Genomic DNA, 17,785 nt, shown 5'->3' on the forward strand with positions numbered 1-17,785 from the left:
TTCTCCGAGGCGACCTTCACCGAGGGTGCTGACTTCTCCGAGGCGACCTTCACCGAGTTTGCTAACTTCTTTGGGGCGAAATTCGCCGATGACACTGACTTCTCCAAGGCGAGCTTCCCTCGGAATCACTTCTTTGGGGCGAGATTCACCGGGGGTGCTAACTTCTCCGAGGCGACCTTCACCGAGGGTGCTAACTTCTTTGGGGCGAGATTCACCAGGGGTGCTGACTTCTCCGAGGCGACCTTCAAAGAAAAACCAATATTTGAATACGCACTAGGTAGTAAAACTTATAGAGCGAGGTTTTCTCATAAAGCTGATCCAAAAAGCTATAACTTCGAAGTTTCGCCTAATAGCCCTTATAAAGTTGAAACTGAAGAGCAAGAACTCAATGGGGTAACGCTTAGAATTCCTAAAGATGCAATACTTTTCGATCCAGATGATCCATCTGAGCAGAAATATGAAGATGACGGCTACCGGGTAAATTATATATTCGCTAAAATGACAGATTAAATTCTCCTTGCAACAACAAAAATTAATGATCCTTAGGAACACATCAAAATGACTAAAACATCAAGAGGTCATGAAGAAGCCAACGTCACTGCCTCTGTTGGTAAAACCGAAAACTTTGTTAGTAAACACTTCGTGGGATTGTTAATCGGACTGACAACTGGCGGTTGCATTCTAGCTTTTGGCCCTTTGCTACTCCACCTGTGCGGCTGGATTGGTGACATTGACTCGATGCTCCGCCTCCATATCCTCTACGTCACTGGTGGCATAATCGCTGTTCTGGGACTCATAGAAACACATCGCAAAAACACAACAGACAGAATAAAAGCAGACGCCGATATTCAGAACTATCAGGCATCACAAAGTCACCAGGCAAAGACACTCAACGAACAAGCTCGACAATTTACCGAAACCATCGCAAAGGAACGCGAAAAAATCGAGGCAGATAAAGCCAAAAATGAACAGGATCATATACGACAGGTACACGCTGAACGGCGTAGTCGGTACACTACAGCAATTGAGCAACTATCCAGCGATAAAGCCTCTATCCGCCTTGGCGGCGTCTACACTCTCGTAGGACTGGTGGATGAATGGCTAGCAGATGAAAAGACCATACCCAGTATTGAGGAACGCCGCAAAGAAGGACAGGTCATTATCAACAACCTGTGTGCTTATATCCGTTCCCCCTTTGATTTGGCCTCTAAACACAAAGAACTCTCCAAAGAACACCAGGCTCCAGAAAATTACGAAGGCGGCACAGAACAGTTCAGTGAAGAACAAGGACGATTTCGTGAAGAACAAGATATACGCCTGGGAATCATGCAAGAAATGCGAGATCGATTACGTAATCGCCTCCACAGCTTAGAAAATGATTCAGGACCTTGGTCAAATTTCGATTATAATTTTGTAAATGCTACGTTTTTCTACGATATTGATCTCAGTGGAGTAAGGTTTACTAATGAAGCTAATTTTACTGATGCGGTATTTAGTAAAAGCGCAGAATTTACAGAATCAAAATTTACAAGTGGAGCGAACTTCTGTAAAGCAAGATTTATTGAAGACGCTAACTTTAAATTTTCTATATTTATGACAAATGTTGCTTACAGAAACGTATCTTTTACCCAGACGATATTCAAAAAAGACGCAATATTTAAGTATGCAACATTTATTAGCAAAGCCGACTTTACTAAATCAACTTTCACTAAGAAAGCCAATTTTATTGGAGCGACATTCGATAAAAATATTTTTCTTCCTGGAGGAGCATCCTTTACTGAGGCACATTTTATACAAGCACCTAGGTTTGAGGGTCATCCTTCAAATGAGCTACCCTCTACACGATTTGTGCAAGGTTCAAAAAATGACTTTAGAGTTTCTGAAGACAGTTCATTCATAGAGACCGAGAAACATCGTAGCCCTAACGGAACTATCACCACCATTCCGAAAGGGTGCATCATCTTTGCCCCTGAAGAACCCTCCTGACCAGGAAGACCTTGCCGACAGGCTAGGACTACCTTGAATAATGCAGATTAAGTCGTATCATCTGTTCCCAAGGAGTACGCAATACGCCCCTAAGTTGCGTTATTCGTGGGACTACAAAGATAGGAGGTGAACGCTATGATGCTGGGCACGTACTACATAGGCTATGAAGGCATCAGAAAGAGTGCCTTCACCTGGCAGGGGCTACGCTGGGGACTCGCGCAGGGGTACATTAGCCGCGCGGATATTCTGCGGTATGCCTCCGACCGGCTGAAGGAAGACTCCAGCGACCTAGAATACGAGCTCTACCAGTGCAAACCCGAACACACCTACCGGATTGATGGGATTCTGGCCGAACTCGCGCGGCACGAAGACTCCCCTGAACTCACCAACCCCGACCCCGGAAGCCCCGACCCCCGCCACACGCTCTGGCTGTATCTGCTACTCAAACATGTGTATGAGCACCGCAAGAACTTTGACGACCCGCTGGGCGAGGTAGAAATTCTTCACACCGATTTTGGCTACCCCGAGGATGTGACCCCATTCGTGCGATACATGCCCCCGACCGACTATGACCCTTCAACATACACTCGCCAAGAGAACATCGACAGACTCTATGCTCTGTGGGAGGCGTACTTGCGCGAGGCTAAAACCCGTTTTGAGGTGTAACAGCCAAAACTTGCCTGCCTATCTAGAAGAGTTTTTTGCATTCAGAAGCGATAAGCTCTTCTGAATGCAAAAAACTCTTCTGAATAGAAACGACGCTTCGGCAGGCAGCCCTAATACCGCTGCCTTTCCTGTTCCGCTGGCATACACTTAAAACCATGTACCGCATCATGACTGTCTGCACCGGAAATATTTGCCGCTCCCCCGTGGGCGAGTACCTGATTCGTGAGCACGCGCGCCAGGCGGGGCTTGAGGTTGAGGTTGCGTCCTCCGCCATCACGGACTACGAGATCGGCAACCCCATCGACACCCGCGCCGGGCGCATACTCACCGCGCGCGGCATCGACCCCAGTGGGCACCGCGCATCCAGATTCGTTGCCGAAGACTTCGACCGCTACGACCTGATTCTGGCGATGGACACCCCGCACTACCTGCACCTGAAACAGCTTGCGCGCACCGAAGACGACAAAGCCAAAATCCGTATGATGCGCTCCTTCGACCCCGCAATGGCGGGCAAAAACCTGGACGAGCTGGGCATCTACGACCCCTGGTACGGGCAGATGCGCGACTTCGAGTACACGACCGAGCTTATCGACACCGCGGCGCGGGCGCTGATCGCCGAGCTGAGCGCAACCCCGCAGGACTAACGCATGGGTGTGTGGAGCACAGGTTTCGGCAACGGCTACGAAACCAACAACGTTGAAGAAATCTTGGAATTCTGCCTGAAAACATACCGCGGACTCGCCCTGCCGCCTACCGACGAAGACGGGATACCACTCGATACCAACGCCCTCAGCGACGCCGCATTACCGCTTATCATCGGTATCGACGGGCGCAGCGGAAGTGGCAAAACAAGGCTCTCTGAGCTCCTAGAGCAGTCCTTATCTGCCGAAGGAATCGGTGTGCGCGTGCTCCACCTAGACTCTATCTACCCCGGCTGGGACGGGCTTGAGGAAGGCACAAAAGCGTGGCAGAAAATCTCGCGGAACCTGCGCAGCGGCAAGCCCGCCAGCTACCGGGAATGGGACTGGCACGCGGATGCGCCCGGCACCGAACACACGATCGACCCCGCTCAGGAAACCGTGATTATCTGTGAGGGTGTGGGGGCAATCGCCGGTACCTGCGATGTGCGCATCGTGGTGAGGGCGCCCGACGAGCTGCGGTACAGGCGGGCTATAAACCGCGACGGCGATATGTACCGCCCGCACTGGGAACGCTGGGCGGCGCAGGAAGAAGCCCTCCTCGCTGCATACTCCGCCACGTATGCGCAGGCGGACATCATCTACCGCACGGCGTAGTAGCCCTCTACCCTGCCGTTTGCTGTACCCGTGTTTACCCTCCCCTGAGATAAAGAGCCTTGAAACGTGAATAAAGAGTTAGAAATCCAGCTTTATTCACGAACAAGGCTTTTTATGTGCCCAGCGGCGGCAAAAAAGTTTAGCACCCACGCCACTTACGCCGGATGCGCGCATCCGCCGTCATGGGCACAGTTCAGGCGCTTCTGGGCGGACTTGCCGCACCCTTGGTTTCGCTGGGCGGCGAGGGTTCCTATATGCCGATGGCGTTCTCAATTCTGGGCTTCGCACTGATGACAGCACTCGTGCTCTTCACAACCCCGCGTAAGGACGCCGACTATGCGGCAGACGGCGGTGAAGGTAGGCGCTAACGCTTCGCATCGAGCATGTTAATACGTTGATACCCAAGAAGCGGGTTTTTGCCGAAAAGATGAAAAATATCATCATTTTCGAGCAGAAACCCGCTTCTTCTCGTAATCACCCTAGCTGCTGGTATTCTGATAAATCCTAAGATTTTAAGGAGGCTGACCGTGAGCACTAACGAAAACCTCACAAGTGCAGAGATCATCAAACGGTTCAACCACTTCTACGACTGCTGGCTGGATTCGATCACCATAACCTATGCAAAGGGAACAGCTGTTCGTCTGCGATTCTGCGCGGTGGACCGGAACCATGTAGACGGCGGCTGGGAGAAGGCCGCTACCGACGACGTCTGGCGGTACGTCACCGTAACCCTGGAAGATATTTCGGACTACCGGGTGCAAGGCCCGTTCATCAGCATATGCAGCGGAGTTCATGTTCTCGAACGGGACGGCAAAATCGGGCTCGACATCGAGGGGGACAACGACAACCCCGAAACCTTCGAGGACATCGCCGAAGCAGACATATACTTTATCGCCGAAAACGCCACCTGGGAGCTGGGCCCGCTCGGCGTGCACTGCGGTGAGGGCACGTGAGCCACTACACTGGAAACATGACTAGTTCCGTGATGCTCCTAAATTCAGAGAACCCGCAAGGCGTTGCCGTAGACCCCACCCAACCGCTTATCGGCGTGGAAGACCAAGGATTTACCCGTGGCGATGGCGTTTTTGAGACCATGCTCGCCGTTGATCGGCGTGTGCGAAAACTTGATATGCACCTCACCCGACTCGAATCTTCGGCGCGTATGCTCGACCTGCCCGAACCCGACCTGCACCAGCTTCGGGATGCACTAACGAACCTCCTCGCCCAGGCAGTGCCCGGCGCCCACACGGAAATCGGCGAAGAGCATATTGTCAAAATCATTATCTCGCGCGGGCTGCCAAGTGCCTCTGCGGGAATGCCCGCCGGGCCGTACACCCTGCTGATCGCGTCCCCGGTGCCCGAAACTACCGTGAACCAGCGGCAGAACGGCGTGAAGGCCATGCTGCTGCCACGCGGGCACGACCCCGCCGATAATACCGCATACCCGTGGCTGCTAGCAGGCGCGAAAACACTATCGTATGCGGTCAATATGGCGGTTTTGCGGTATGTGCACAGCCGGGGCGCTGATGACGCGATTTTTATGACCGACAACCGCCGTATTCTGGAGGGGGCAACTTCGTCGGTGCTGATGGCGCGTGTCGAAAACGGTGTAAAGACGATGTACACCCCCGAACCGAACCACGGAATCCTGCCCGGTACCACGCAGGGCGCTATTTTTGAGGCGGCGCGGCGCGACGGCTGGGAACTAGGCTACGGCCCGCTGTACCCGCAGGATCTTTTCGAGTCAGATGGGGTGTGGCTCGCCTCCTCGGTGCGTCTGCTCGCCCCGGTCACGCATTTGAACGGTACGGCATTAGCGCATGATGCGCAGCTCACGCACCGGTTCTTGGAATACCTGGCACAGGGCTAAAGTGCAGGGTTAGCGGCGCAAGGCTGATACTTGCGCCGCGCCTTTACCCCGGTTTTTCAGGCCCGGAGTACCTAGCGGCAACTTCGATGCGGCTACTGCCACAAGAAGCGCAGAGTTCCCAGCCCCAACGAAACTCCGTAGGCGCACGCCACGATCACGGCGGCGGCAACCGCAACATACGCATCACGCCGGGAATAGGCCGGCACGCGTGCCCAGGAGCGTTTGCCGGTGCCGAAACCGCGCGCCTCCATCGTGACCGCAAGGCGCGAACCGCGGCGAATTGCCTGTACCATGAGCGCGAAGGCCTGCCCGGCACCGGTTTTGATGCGCCCGAGCGGGCCCTGACCCGCGCCCAGTCCGCGTGCACGCCGTGCCTGCCCCAGCGTATTCCACTCCCCAAATAGGATGCCGACAAGGCGTAACGCCGCCAACGCGGCAAGCACGAAACGGGCGGGCAGGCGGAAAGTTTGGGCAAGCGAATCACCCAGGTCGGTTGGGTCTGTTGAGAGCACAAACGCGAAGGTCGGCAGAATCATCGCCAGGGAACGAATCATCATCGAAAACGCCGCCGCGAGCGACCCTTCCGTGATGGTGTTCAGCCCAAAATCGAGTAGTACGGCACCGGTTTTATTGACCAGAATCGCCACGCTCCAGCCAGTGGTCAGCACCGCGATCAGGATAGGCCAGCTGCGCGCCAGCAGGTTTACCGGCCGAAACCCGACCGCAATAAACCCCAGCAGCTCCAGCCCAAAAATGATAGCCGCGGTTACCGGGTCTTGAATGAGGATTGCCGCAAGAACTAGCACGCCCGCAACCACTAATTTGACGCCCGCGTTAAGCCCGCCAAACCAGCTGTTACGCTCGGCACTCGGCCCGAAAAAATCGGTATTCATGCGCTACTTCCCTTCCTGAAGACTCCGGTCTGCGGGCTCATGCGGCAGGCTTTCAAGCGTTATGCTCCGCCCGCCCAAAGCCGCCGTAAATTCGAGATCGTGAGTCACCGAGATCACCGCAACCCCCTCAGTAAGAAGCCCGCGAATCAAGCGCACCAGTTCGCCCCAGGTGCTCGCATCCTGACCGAAGGTCGGTTCGTCAAGAATCAGCACGCGCGGCGCCGTCGCCAAAGCAGAGGCAACCGACAGCCGGCGTTTTTGCCCGCCCGAAAGCGTGAACGGGTTGGCATCTAAGAGTCCGTCTAAACGCAAGCGTTCGGCGAGGGATGCGGTGGCGGCGGCGAGCGCATCATCATCAATTTTTTCGCGGCGCAGGGCGGCGAGGCGGCGCGGCCCGAGTTCGAGTTCTTCGCGCACGCTGCCGCGCACGAATTGGTATTCGGGTTCTTGGAAAACGTAGCCGATGCGCCCGAGCAGTTGGGCGGGAGTCCAGGAGGGAATATCCCAGCTGGCGGCTGTTTTCTCGCGGGTGAGGGAGCTTTCTGCCATTGGGTTTTGGTCGAACTCGCGCAGTACTTCGTGCGCGTGCAGGGTTCCGTTGGGGGCGTAGAGGAGCCCGGCGAGAGTGAGTGCGAGGGTTGATTTTCCGGCGCCGTTGGGGCCGAGAATGCTCAGGTGCTCGCCTTCTCGAATGCTCAGGTTAATGCCCCCGCGCAGGGTAGGAATATCCAGGGGCACGGATGCGGGTTCCGGCATGGTTTTGAGCTGTCGTCGGCGTGCCCGTAACTGTTTTTTGCTCGGGAATTCCCGCGTAATCGCAAGGTTTTCGGCGCTTAGGAGTATGCGCCCGCTCGGTGCCGCCGCGGCGGCGGGTTCGGGAACATACCCAGGCACCCACACGCCGTTGGCGATGAGGGTTTCGCGGGCTTCGGCGAGCACAGTTTCGGGCGCGCCGTCGTGGGTGATGCCTCCATCGGCACCGAGCACGATGACGCGGTCCATATGCTGCGCCCACACGCCCACCCGGTGTTCGACGACGATCAGGGTGGCACCGGTTGCCGTGACCGCCTGCACCACGGCATCGCGCACCTGCTGAACGCCTTCGGGGTCGAGGTTCGCGGTGGGTTCGTCAAGCAGAATGGCGCGCAGGTGCATCGCCAGGATTCCGGCGAGCCCCAGGCGTTGTTTCTGCCCGCCCGAAAGCGCATTCGTGGGATGCTCATGCGGCAGGTAGTCGAGTCCGACGGCGGCGAGCGCATCGTCAACGCGCGCCCAGATTTCTTCGCGTGCGACCGCAAGATTTTCGGGGCCGAAGGCTACGTCATCGCCCACGCGGGCGAGCACGACCGATGATTCTGGGTCTTGCTGCATGAGCCCGATGAGTCCGCGTGCGTCTTCGGGGTCTACGCCGTCGATGCGCGCGCTACCGCTTTGGCTTTGCCCGTCGTGATCGTGCAGCACCCCGGCGATAGCGTGCAGGAGCGTTGATTTTCCTGCGCCGGAGGGCCCCAGCAGCAGTACTTTCTGCCCGGGTTCGATGCGCAGGTTCACGTTCGAGAACGCGGGTTTTTCGCGCCCGGGGTGGTGCCAACCGAAGTTGTGAAGGTCGATTGCGGCACCGCGGGCACGCGCATCGGGGGCGGTACTGTGGGGTTCGGTCATGGTTGCACCCTGGGTTGCGGATGGTTCAGGATGTTCCGTGTTTGAGGGTTTGAGCGTTGAGATAGGCTGTGACATACGCCTGCCTGCCTATTATCCGCGTGCGGTACGTGCCTGCACGCCGGAGGCAAGCGAGGCAAGTACCCCGGTTTTAGCGAGTGCTTTCGTGAGTCCCCAGGAGAGTACCCCAGCGAGCACAATTCCTGAGACGACCGCGCATACCACGTAGATGACGGCTTTGAAGATTTCCATGTCTGGGTAGTAGATGATGATTTCGTTGACGCCCATGAAGAGCCCGCTCAGTGCGCCCGCGAAGGCTGCTGTGCTGAGGTTCCAGACGCGGTATCCGAACACGGCGAAGGCGATCTCGGCGCCAATTCCCTGGAAGAATCCGGCGATGAGGATTGATTGGCTCCAGGCGCCTCCGGTGAGGAATACGGAGATGACGGCGGCGACGATTTCGCAGTAGAGTGCAGCGCCGGGCTTGCGGATAAGGTACCCGCCGAGCACACCGGCGAGCAGCCACATACCGGCGACGATGGGTCGGTATTCGGGAACCGCCGCGAAGAGCGTTTTAGTGGCGGGGTCTACGGCAATATCCCAGATCCAGAAGATTACCGCGCAGGCGGCGGCGACCACAGAGACGATGACGATTTCATTGACCCGCCAGCTGAGGCGAGATTTTTGAGACATATTTTCCTCCCAATGATTGGAAGGGGAACATTCACACCCGTTGCGGGTGGGGTGTTGAGAAAACATATTTCGACTCCCTACGCCGGTACTAACCGGATCAGGTTCGAGGGTCTGCGTTGCACTCTCAGCGCCCGTCTGCGGCGCTCCCCTGTCGTGTTGCTTCGAGAGTTCGAAGCCTATAAACGTTTACATTCTATGCTGTATGAGTCGTTTTCTGTGAGTTCGTTGAGTTTTTGAATCGGTTTATGACAAGAACGTGTGGCAGGTCGGTAATATGATTCCTTGATTTGCCGCTGGTATACGCCTTTCAGACCCGCAATACTGTGCTTTTTCTCACGTTCTAGAGTTTTTACCCCGATTTTTCGTGTATGCGCGCGTTAAAACAGGTCATGTTCTCTGCATCTGAGCCGTAAAGCCGATAGGCTAGGGATAGTCACTTCTGATTTTTGAGGAGAAGATATGAACCCCGTAGCAAAGATTGCTATCACTGGTGCCAATATGGCCGCCGCCGCCCTGACAAGCAAAGGTCTTGGCGCAGCGTGGAAGCGTGTGACCGGTAACGAACCTCCTACCATCGGTCCCGAGTCCGAAGATACCCTGCGCAATGTTATTGTGTGGACCGTCATCACCTCCGTGGTGGGTGCTCTGGTAAGCGTCGGTATTGCCCGCGCACAGCGCCGTTTCTTCTCATAATTTCACGGTGTATTTTGGGTGGATGCGCCGCCCCCGCAGCCTTCACGCTGCAGCGGTGTGCGCATCCTTTCCGATGTGCTGATCATGTTCCTGCTCAGAAAAGAACACGGCGCTCGGCACGCTGGGAGGCGATGCCTACGGCAGTGTCGCCGGGTAAGCTACAAGACCAGCACCAGATTGAGGGCGCCTAGCTGCGTCTTACACGAAAGTGAACACATCCGTTATGACTAGACGCGTTCCCGACCACAGTACCAGTCGCCGTTCGGTTGCATCTTGGGTGCTGTGGGATGTCGGCTCGTCGAGCTTCGACACCATCATGATGACCTTCATTTTTACGGTCTACCTCACCAGCTCTTACTTCGGCTCAACCGAGGATGCATCGGCGGCACTGTCACTGGGATTGACCATTGCCGGGTTCTGTATTGCCTTTTTCGCTCCGGTTTCGGGCCAGCGCGCCGATAAATCCGGTAAAGGTATTTTCTGGTTAGGTGTTAATACGCTTTCTCTGGTGGCGTTCTCTGGACTGTGTTTTTTCGTATTTCCCGATGAAGCGCATCTGTGGCTGGGCGTGATTCTCGTATCTGCGGCGAGCGTATTCAGCGAATTTGCGGTCGTGAATTACAACGCTATACTTCCACGCATTTCAACCCCGAATAATATCGGTAAAATCTCGGGGATCGGTTGGTCGGCGGGGTATGTGGGCGGCCTAGTGGCCCTAATTATCGTGTTGTGGGGCTTCGTACTTGAGCCTAACGGGCTGCACCTGAGCACCGACAACGCCTTCAATATTCGCGCAGTGGCACTGTTCTCCGCCCTGTGGTGCCTGATCTTCTGCACGCCTTTGCTAATTCGGATGCGCCGCCGCGAACGGGTGCTTCCGGAGGTCCTTCCCACAGGTGAACTCAGGTTCTTAGAACGCGGCCTAGCCAGGCTTTCTCCGGCACGCCAAGGCGGTCTTTTTGCAGCCTACAAGGAGCTGTGGCGCACCATTATGCGGCTGCGCACCACGGCACCGCAAACCCTTTATTTCCTGTGTGCCAGCGCTATCTTCCGCGATGGTTTAGCCGGTATCTTCACCTTCGGCGGCGTGCTGGCGGCTGGTTCCTTCGGGTTCAGCACCTCGGATGTCATTATTTTCGGTGTTGCCGCCAACGGTGTTGCCGCCGTAGGCGCGGTGCTGGGCGGGTACCTAGATGACTATCTGGGGCCCAAAAAGATTATTATTTTCTCGCTGGTGGCCATCCTGATCGCAGCCGTACCCCTACTCTTATTCCCCTACCCCATGACCTTCTGGATTTGCGCACTCATTCTCGCCCTCTTCGTGGGGCCCGCGCAGTCCTCGTCGCGTACCTTCTTGGCGCGCATCGCCGATCCCGGTACGGAAGGTGAGCTCTTCGGGCTGTATTCGACAACCGGGCGTGCAACCAGCTTCTTGGCACCCATGCTGTTCGGGCTGTTTGTCACGATTTTCAACGCCCAGGTGTGGGGTATTGTCGGCATTATGATCGTGGTGTTGGCGGGTCTGCTCATGACTCTGCCGTTAGAATCGCCACAGGCGCTTCACCTGCGTAAGGCACGCCGCGCCGAAAAGAAAGCGGCCAAGGCGGCGCAGCGGTAGTTCTTTACTCGCCCCCCCTTGACCTACGAGTCTTACCCCGCGAGCAGATAGCGGATTGCTATCTGCTCGCGTATTTATTGGGTTTTTAGTTCGAGTCTTCTTCGGTATACAGCGGGTCGTCTACGGTGCGCATCGTGAGTATGCCGCTTTCAGACAGCTGCTCAACAACCTGGCGATGCGCATCCTCGGGCAGCCCCTCAAACAACTCACGCATGACTTCGTAGTGCTCCCGCACCGTCAGCTCGTGAGCGGCGTTAATCCAACACTCCGCCGCGAATGCGGAAAGCTCATCCAGTGAATCTCCGTGATGCAGCAGGAATTTTTCTCCATCCACCAGGTACCCGACGGTACCGAACATGCGCTGAAGAACCTGCGTGCCGTTGGGGTATACGTTCGGCAAGCGGTCGGGCGCCTCAAAGGTCTCGTATTCGTCCGCTCTCTCGGAGTTCGGGAGCACAGCATCCTCGGCGAGAAGTTCACGCACGAGCGGCTCAATATCCTCAACCTCGGAATACACCAGCCGCCATACGCCGCCGCACTGCTCAAACAGGCGAATAATCGAGAGCACACCCTCAGGGTTGAGCGCCACGCCGGAGGTCTGCTCGGCAATCGACATGAGCGCATCCCCCAGGCTCACACGCTCAAGATAGGGTTTCGTGGGCTCATCAGTGCGCCCCACGATGACGACGCGAGCGGCTGTATAGCTCGTATCCTCACAGTCCGCCGCGTTCAGACCCAGCTCCACAGGGTTGCGCTGTTCCTTCGGCTCGTCATCAGAAACAACCAGCGACAGCGGCTTTGGGTAGGGGTAAATCTCGCGGTCGGCACCCACGATCGTGGTTTCGTCCGTCAGATAGGTGAACTTCTTCCCCAGATACTGCGCGGCAGTCGTCTTCCCCCGCCCCGAAGCACCCACCAGCACCAGCGCGCGCTTCGTAGCGGGGTCGCCAATGGCGGCGGCATGCAGCATGGTGCGCTTACCCGCCAACTGCTGAATCATAGCAACCGTCAGATTAGACGTCAGAGTCTCCAACGCCTGCTTCTCGTTCTGAATATTAAGAATCTGCAGAATCCCGAACGGGTTCACCAGGTCGGGATGCTCATCAAACAGATTCACGCTCCCATCCATGAGCACAATCGCGTGCGCCACAGACTGGGTAGCCTCAAGGGCATCATGCACACTATCGAAGAGGCGCGGGGATAGACTCCCCCAGGTCTGTACGATCTGCTCGCGCAGCGCATCGGGAACACCGGGACCAAAAATAACCTTCAGATCGGCACCGGCAGGGCTTAAAGCCATTGTCTTGAACGACAAGGTATCTCCTTGAAAAAATCATGCGGACGGCGACTAGTCGCCAGATTTCTCAACGGGGATCTCTGTACGGTGAAAGTTCAGGTAGCTGCGCGATGCGGTCGGTCCGCGCTGCCCCTGGTAGCGGTTTCCGTATGCGCCGGAACCATACGGATGTTCAGCCTCGCTGGTGAGCCGGAAGAAACACAGCTGACCGACCTTAGACCCGGGCCACAGCATAACCGGCAGGGTCGCCATATTAGACAGTTCCAGGGTCACGTGCCCTGAAAATCCGGGGTCAATGAACCCTGCGGTTGAATGGGTCAAAAGCCCCAAACGCCCGAGTGAAGACTTACCTTCCAGGCGAGCCGCCACATCCGCAGGCAGGGTCACCTGTTCATAGGTGGAACCGAGCACAAACTCGCCCGGATGCAGAATAAAAGGCTCGTCGGGGGCAACTTCCACCAGACGAGTCAGTTCTTCCTGCTCCTGCGACGGGTCAATATGCGGGTACTTATGGTTGTCAAACAGACGGAAAAAGCGGTCGATGCGCACATCGACGCTCGCCGGCTGAATCATCGAATCGTCAAACGGCTCAAGTACGATACGGCCGTCAGCAATTTCTCGTCGAATATCGCGGTCTGAAATAAGCACACTCTAAGGATACCGACTCCAGACTCCATACTTCACCATTGCTCAAAAAGAACAGCCGACAAATCAAAAATAAAAATCTACGGCAAAGTGTGCGAACCGGGGCAGCACACGCTACACTAGGTTAAGTCCGTTCACGGATGCGCGGCTGTAGCTCAATGGTAGAGCGCACGCTTCCCAAGCCTGATACGCGGGTTCGATTCCCGTCAGCCGCTCTCATAAACCCCTAGCTTCTGTTAGGGGTTTTCGTGTGCCCAATCTTAGACGTGAATCGCTTCCAGGCGCGGATTTGGTACCTCGCTCGCTCGGAATCCGCACCCTCCAGCCCGTCAGCCGCTCTCAAATGCTCTGATATTCACCAGGGCTTTTTTATTTTCTTCAGCTAGCCCCGCGAACAGGTAGTTTTTGACCCGAGCAGGTAGTATTTTCCTACCTTTTCGGTCAAAAACTACCTGCTCGCGGATTCAGGCAGCATGTCAAAGCAATAAAAACGCCGCCAAGAACCACGATAAAGGTTGTGTGCTAGCCTGAGTGGGAAACATCTGCGTGTGCCGCATCGTCGCAAAATCACCGCAACACCCGCGTGAGCACGCAGGAAGTACTACTTTCACAGTCGAATCGTGGTCCCATGACAACCAGTAACACCGCTGAAACTGCCACACCTATAGACCTTTCGCTGTATCTGGTCACCGGCGAAAACCCCGTCGAAACAGTGCGGCGGGCACGGCATGCCACCTGCATACAGGTGCGTTCCAAGCCCATCAGCGCCCGCGACCTGTATGCCCTTGCCGAAGAGATCGCGCGCATCGCACTCCCCCACCAGAAGATACTCATCGACGACCGGGCGGATGTTGCCCTCGCCCTGCGCGCTCGCGGGGTGCGCATCGACGGGGTACATATAGGTCAAGACGATCTGCCCGTCGCCGATGCCCGCCGTCTGCTGGGTGAGCACGCCATTATTGGGCTCACGACCGGCACTCGCGAGCTTGTTGAGCGCGCTAACACCGTTGCGGATCTGATCGACTACATTGGTGCCGGACCGTTCCGCCCCTCCCCGACCAAAGCCTCAAACCGCCCGCCGCTGGGTATTGAAGGGCTACGTGAACTTGCCGAGCTCTCGGAGGTTCCAGTGGTCGCCATCGGCGATATTTGGCCGCAAGACTGCCCGAGCATCCGCGAAACAGGGGTTGCCGGGGTTGCAATGGCACGCGCCTTCGTGGAAAACCCGGAATTGCAGGCATAATCATGGCAGAAGTTATTACCGTTGTGGGTGGCGGAGTTATTGGGCTGGTAACCGCCTTTGAACTCACCGAACGCGGCCAGCGGGTGCGCGTCTATGACCCAACCCCCGGCGAGCGCGGTACGGGTGCCAGCTATTTTGCGGGTGGGATGCTTGCGCCTATTGCCGAAGTGCAGTTTCAACAGGATGCGCTTTTCCCGCTCATGGTTGCCAGCGCGAATGCGTACCCTTCGCTCATGCGCAGGCTCGCTGCGGTAACGGATGCGCCCACCGGCTACGATACGACCGGCACGTTGGTGGTGGCGGGTGACCGTGCGGATGCGGCGCATCTGCGCGATGTTTCTGAGTATTACCATTCGCTCAACCGCAGTGCCGAGGCCATTCCCGTGAGCCGGGCGCGCGCCCTGGAACCTGCACTTACCCCGGATTTGGCGGGTGCGGCGTTGATTGAGGGCGATCATCAGGTGGCACCTCGGCTGTTTTTACAGGCTCTCGTGAAGGCGTTGAGGGCGCGCGGGGTCGAGTTTGTGCGTGAGCGCGTGACGGACCCGGATTTTGGGGATATTGTGTGCACCGGTTTGGGCGCGGCGGGGCAGTATCCGCTGCGGCCGGTTTACGGCGATATTCTGCGTCTGCAGGCGCCGCATCCGCTGGTGGAGCACGTGGTGCGCGGGTTCGTGAATGGGCGGCCCGTTTATGTGATTCCACGGCCTGGCGGTGAGGTATGCATCGGTGCGACAAGCCGCGAGGACACGCGCACACGCCCCGGTGTGGACGGTGTGTATCAACTACTCAAAGATGCGATTCGGGTGGTTCCTGCGGTAGAAGAATGCGAGCTTATCGAGTCGAATGTGGGGGTGCGCCCCGGAACCCCGGATGATCTGCCAATCTTTGGTGACCGCATAACGGCGACCGGGCGGCGGCAGCTGATCTCGAACGGGTATTTTCGGCACGGAATTTTACTGGCGGCACTCGCTGGGAAAGCCGGTGCGGAGGTGTTTTTGGGTGGGGATATTCCGCCGGAGTTCGCGCCCTGCTCGCCGAAGAGGTTTGAGCGCTGATACGCGATTTGCTACTCCATACCACCAGTTTGTGCACCAGAAACGAGAGGAATAATCCATGAAAATAACCTATAACGGCGAATTATTAGACATTTCGGCCACGAATCTTGAGGCGCTGATTCTTCAGCAGGCGGGCACCGATCAGGGAGTCGCTGTCGCACTCGATGGTGCTGTGGTGCCGCGTTCACGGTGGGCGAGTACCGAAGTGCCCGAGGGCGCTAGGGTCGATGCGCTGACCGCAGTTCAAGGCGGGTAGAGGCCATGATGATTATTGCTGAGAAAGAGTTCTCATCCCGGCTCATTATGGGTTCCGGGGGCGCCACCAGCATGGACCTGCTCGAAAAAGCGCTGGTCGCATCCGGAACCGAGATGACCACGGTCGCGATGCGCAGGCACGCCTCAGGCACCCCCATTTTTCCGCTTCTGACCAGGCTAAATATTGCGCCTCTGCCCAATACGGCGGGGTGCCGCACCGCACGCGACACCGTTATCACCGCCCGGCTCGCACGCGAAGCCCTGAGGACTCAGTGGATTAAGGTTGAGGTGATTAGCGACGAAGACACCCTGCTGCCGGATGTGTGCGAGACCGTGACCGCCTGCGAAACGCTGGTGGCGGAAGGGTTCACGGTCATGGCGTACACCTCTGATGACCCGGTAATCGCCAAACGTCTAGAGGATGTGGGCGTCGCGGCGGTCATGCCGCTCGGCTCACCCATCGGCACGGGTCTGGGCATTTTGAACCCGCACAATATTGAGCTGATTTGCTCCCGCGCCACGGTTCCGGTGCTGCTGGATGCGGGGGTTGGCACCGCATCGGATGCCGCGTTTGCGATGGAACTGGGCTGCTCGGGTGTGCTGTTGGCCTCGGCGGTCAACCGTGCGCAGGATCCGGTGGCGATGGCGCAAGCCATGAAAGCAGCCGTTGAGGCAGGCCATCTGGCGCGAAGCGCAGGCAGGATTCCCCAGCGCGAGCACGCGAAGGCTTCTTCCCCGGCGGAGGGTCTGGTGTCATGGATGTGACCTCACATGATCGCCCTTCGGTGCCTGATGCGCCGCAGATTCTAGCGCCGGAGAACCCTGAGCAAGCGCAGGCTCTCGAAGCAGAACGCATATCGCGGCAGGATCGTCTGCCCGGTTTCGACCAACAGGCGGTTGCCAATGCGCATGTGCTCGTTATTGGTGCTGGCGGCCTGGGCTGCCCCGTGGTGCAGGCGCTCGCTGCCGCCGGGGTCGGATCGATTGCGCTCGTCGATCACGATGTGATTGAGCTGTCGAATCTGCAGCGCCAACCGTTGTTCGGTCTCGCCGATTGTGGCCGGGCGAAGGCTGAGGTTGCCGCGCAGCGTGCCCGCGAGATCGCCCCGGCGCTGAGGGTGACGGTGTATCGGCGGTACCTGGAGGCATCCTGGATTCTTGACCTGTTCGCCGAGGAGAACCCTGCGGTGATCGTCGATTGTACCGATACGTTTGCGACTAAATATTTGATTGCCGATGCCGCCGAGATAACCGGTATTCCGCTGGTGTGGGGGTCGGTGCTGCGGTATCAGGGCAGCGTGAGCGTCTTCCGCACGGGGTCGGCGCATCTGCGCGATCTGTTCCCCACGACCCCGGAAACCTTGGAATCCTGCGCCGAGGCCGGGGTGCTGGGCGCTACCACGGCGGTGATTGGCTCGCTCATGGCGACGGAAACGCTTAAGTTCCTGGCGGGGCTGCCGACGCTTGAGGGGCGGCTGCTCACCTATGAGGCGTTGAGCGGAACCTTCCAGAATTTTGCCCTCTCCCCAGACCCGGAGCGAACGCCCGTGACGGATTTGAGCGCCTATGAACTACCGAAGATTCTGCTGGATGTGCGCGAGCAGAGCGAACGCGAAACCCAGGTGAAGTATCCCGACTCCCTGCACCTTCCGCTGTCTGCGGCTACCGAGGATGCGGTGCGCGCCATGTTGAAGCCGCTTGCCGGGGAACGCGTGGGCGTGTTTTGTAAGTCCGGGGCCCGCGCAGCGAAGTTTATGAAGGATTGGGGTGCAGTTGCGGAAGAACACAATATAACGCTGGTTGGAATTTAGTATTTATATTTTCTTTTGCTAAAAATATTTTTCAAAGCAAATAATCAGTAATTCTAATTTATTTACCATCAAGAATCTTTTAAGTGTATAACAATATTGAATA

Annotated in this window: 20 protein-coding genes, 1 tRNA gene and 1 riboswitch; of the genes, 16 read left to right on the forward strand and 5 right to left on the reverse strand. The window is 57.0% G+C overall.

Annotated features, from left to right (window positions below; translation table 11 throughout):
- The 8 genes from HMPREF2609_RS08115 to HMPREF2609_RS08150 all read left to right on the forward strand — a co-directional run.
- Positions 1-510, forward strand: a 510-nt coding sequence (locus HMPREF2609_RS08115) for a pentapeptide repeat-containing protein (protein ID WP_141745275.1), incomplete at its 5' end; no start/stop codon positions are given.
- A gap of 48 nt (positions 511-558) precedes the next feature.
- Positions 559-1,986, forward strand: coding sequence for a pentapeptide repeat-containing protein (locus tag HMPREF2609_RS08120; RefSeq protein WP_070536291.1), 1,428 nt, complete (start codon positions 559-561; stop codon positions 1,984-1,986).
- 135 nt (positions 1,987-2,121) lie between these two features.
- The gene (locus HMPREF2609_RS08125) at positions 2,122-2,652 is read left to right on the forward strand and encodes a DUF2247 family protein (RefSeq protein WP_070536292.1); all 531 of its coding nucleotides are present in this window, start codon (positions 2,122-2,124) and stop codon (positions 2,650-2,652) included.
- Positions 2,653-2,807: 155 nt separating this feature from the next.
- Positions 2,808-3,296: a low molecular weight protein-tyrosine-phosphatase gene (locus HMPREF2609_RS08130; RefSeq protein ID WP_070450052.1), complete on the forward strand. Its 489-nt coding sequence runs from the start codon at positions 2,808-2,810 to the stop codon at positions 3,294-3,296.
- A 3-nt stretch (positions 3,297-3,299) separates the two neighbouring features.
- Positions 3,300-3,947: a nucleoside/nucleotide kinase family protein gene (locus HMPREF2609_RS08135; RefSeq protein WP_083296721.1), complete on the forward strand. Its 648-nt coding sequence runs from the start codon at positions 3,300-3,302 to the stop codon at positions 3,945-3,947.
- 164 nt (positions 3,948-4,111) lie between these two features.
- Entirely contained in the window at positions 4,112-4,315 is a 204-nt protein-coding gene (locus HMPREF2609_RS08140; RefSeq protein ID WP_070536294.1) for a hypothetical protein, read from the forward strand.
- Between the two features lie 159 nt (positions 4,316-4,474).
- Complete coding sequence (locus HMPREF2609_RS08145) at positions 4,475-4,900, forward strand: regucalcin (protein WP_070536296.1); 426 nt, start codon at positions 4,475-4,477, stop codon at positions 4,898-4,900.
- Positions 4,901-4,917: 17 nt separating this feature from the next.
- Complete coding sequence (locus HMPREF2609_RS08150; RefSeq protein ID WP_070536298.1) at positions 4,918-5,817, forward strand: aminotransferase class IV; 900 nt, start codon at positions 4,918-4,920, stop codon at positions 5,815-5,817.
- A 92-nt stretch (positions 5,818-5,909) separates the two neighbouring features.
- Here HMPREF2609_RS08150 and HMPREF2609_RS08155 read toward each other — a convergent pair whose 3' ends face one another.
- From HMPREF2609_RS08155 to HMPREF2609_RS08165, 3 genes are all read right to left on the reverse strand, one after another.
- Positions 5,910-6,710, reverse strand: a complete 801-nt coding sequence (locus HMPREF2609_RS08155) for an energy-coupling factor transporter transmembrane component T family protein (RefSeq protein WP_048751261.1) — start codon at positions 6,708-6,710, stop codon at positions 5,910-5,912.
- A 3-nt stretch (positions 6,711-6,713) separates the two neighbouring features.
- Positions 6,714-8,372 (reverse strand): ABC transporter ATP-binding protein, encoded by a 1,659-nt coding sequence (locus HMPREF2609_RS08160; protein WP_070536378.1) that lies wholly within the window; start codon positions 8,370-8,372, stop codon positions 6,714-6,716.
- Between the two features lie 90 nt (positions 8,373-8,462).
- Complete coding sequence (locus HMPREF2609_RS08165) at positions 8,463-9,062, reverse strand: ECF transporter S component (protein ID WP_004006002.1); 600 nt, start codon at positions 9,060-9,062, stop codon at positions 8,463-8,465.
- Positions 9,063-9,119: 57 nt separating this feature from the next.
- Positions 9,120-9,222: riboswitch (TPP riboswitch) on the reverse strand.
- A 299-nt stretch (positions 9,223-9,521) separates the two neighbouring features.
- Here HMPREF2609_RS08165 and HMPREF2609_RS08170 point away from each other — a divergent pair.
- The gene (locus HMPREF2609_RS08170; protein WP_004006001.1) at positions 9,522-9,755 is read left to right on the forward strand and encodes a DUF4235 domain-containing protein; all 234 of its coding nucleotides are present in this window, start codon (positions 9,522-9,524) and stop codon (positions 9,753-9,755) included.
- 223 nt (positions 9,756-9,978) lie between these two features.
- A complete protein-coding gene (locus tag HMPREF2609_RS08175) occupies positions 9,979-11,373 on the forward strand; it encodes an MFS transporter (RefSeq protein ID WP_070536304.1) in 1,395 nt (464 codons plus the stop codon).
- An 85-nt stretch (positions 11,374-11,458) separates the two neighbouring features.
- Here the strand turns inward: HMPREF2609_RS08175 and HMPREF2609_RS08180 are convergent, their stop codons facing one another.
- The gene (locus HMPREF2609_RS08180; protein ID WP_246825625.1) at positions 11,459-12,688 is read right to left on the reverse strand and encodes a hypothetical protein; all 1,230 of its coding nucleotides are present in this window, start codon (positions 12,686-12,688) and stop codon (positions 11,459-11,461) included.
- 33 nt (positions 12,689-12,721) lie between these two features.
- Positions 12,722-13,318, reverse strand: coding sequence for a dCTP deaminase (dcd, locus tag HMPREF2609_RS08185; protein WP_070521221.1), 597 nt, complete (start codon positions 13,316-13,318; stop codon positions 12,722-12,724).
- Between the two features lie 141 nt (positions 13,319-13,459).
- Here dcd and HMPREF2609_RS08190 point away from each other — a divergent pair.
- The 6 genes from HMPREF2609_RS08190 (at position 13,460) to HMPREF2609_RS08215 (ending at position 17,682) form a co-directional block, all read left to right on the forward strand.
- Positions 13,460-13,530: transfer RNA gene (locus HMPREF2609_RS08190), tRNA-Gly, on the forward strand.
- 413 nt (positions 13,531-13,943) lie between these two features.
- Complete coding sequence (locus HMPREF2609_RS08195; RefSeq protein WP_070536310.1) at positions 13,944-14,558, forward strand: thiamine phosphate synthase; 615 nt, start codon at positions 13,944-13,946, stop codon at positions 14,556-14,558.
- Positions 14,559-14,560: 2 nt separating this feature from the next.
- Positions 14,561-15,616, forward strand: coding sequence for a glycine oxidase ThiO (thiO, locus tag HMPREF2609_RS08200; protein ID WP_070536312.1), 1,056 nt, complete (start codon positions 14,561-14,563; stop codon positions 15,614-15,616).
- Positions 15,617-15,674: 58 nt separating this feature from the next.
- A complete protein-coding gene (thiS, locus tag HMPREF2609_RS08205; protein ID WP_023133218.1) occupies positions 15,675-15,872 on the forward strand; it encodes a sulfur carrier protein ThiS in 198 nt (65 codons plus the stop codon).
- Positions 15,873-15,880: 8 nt separating this feature from the next.
- Positions 15,881-16,636 carry a thiazole synthase gene (locus HMPREF2609_RS08210; protein WP_083296723.1) on the forward strand — a complete coding sequence of 252 codons (756 nt, stop codon included), beginning with the start codon at positions 15,881-15,883 and terminating at the stop codon, positions 16,634-16,636.
- Positions 16,627-17,682, forward strand: coding sequence for a ThiF family adenylyltransferase (locus HMPREF2609_RS08215; protein WP_070536318.1), 1,056 nt, complete (start codon positions 16,627-16,629; stop codon positions 17,680-17,682). Before HMPREF2609_RS08210 ends, HMPREF2609_RS08215 begins: the two co-directional genes overlap by 10 nt.
- The last annotated feature ends 103 nt before the right edge of the window (positions 17,683-17,785 follow it).

The sequence above is a fragment of the Rothia sp. HMSC058E10 genome (genome assembly GCF_001809415.1).
GTDB classification, from domain to species: domain Bacteria; phylum Actinomycetota; class Actinomycetes; order Actinomycetales; family Micrococcaceae; genus Rothia; species Rothia dentocariosa.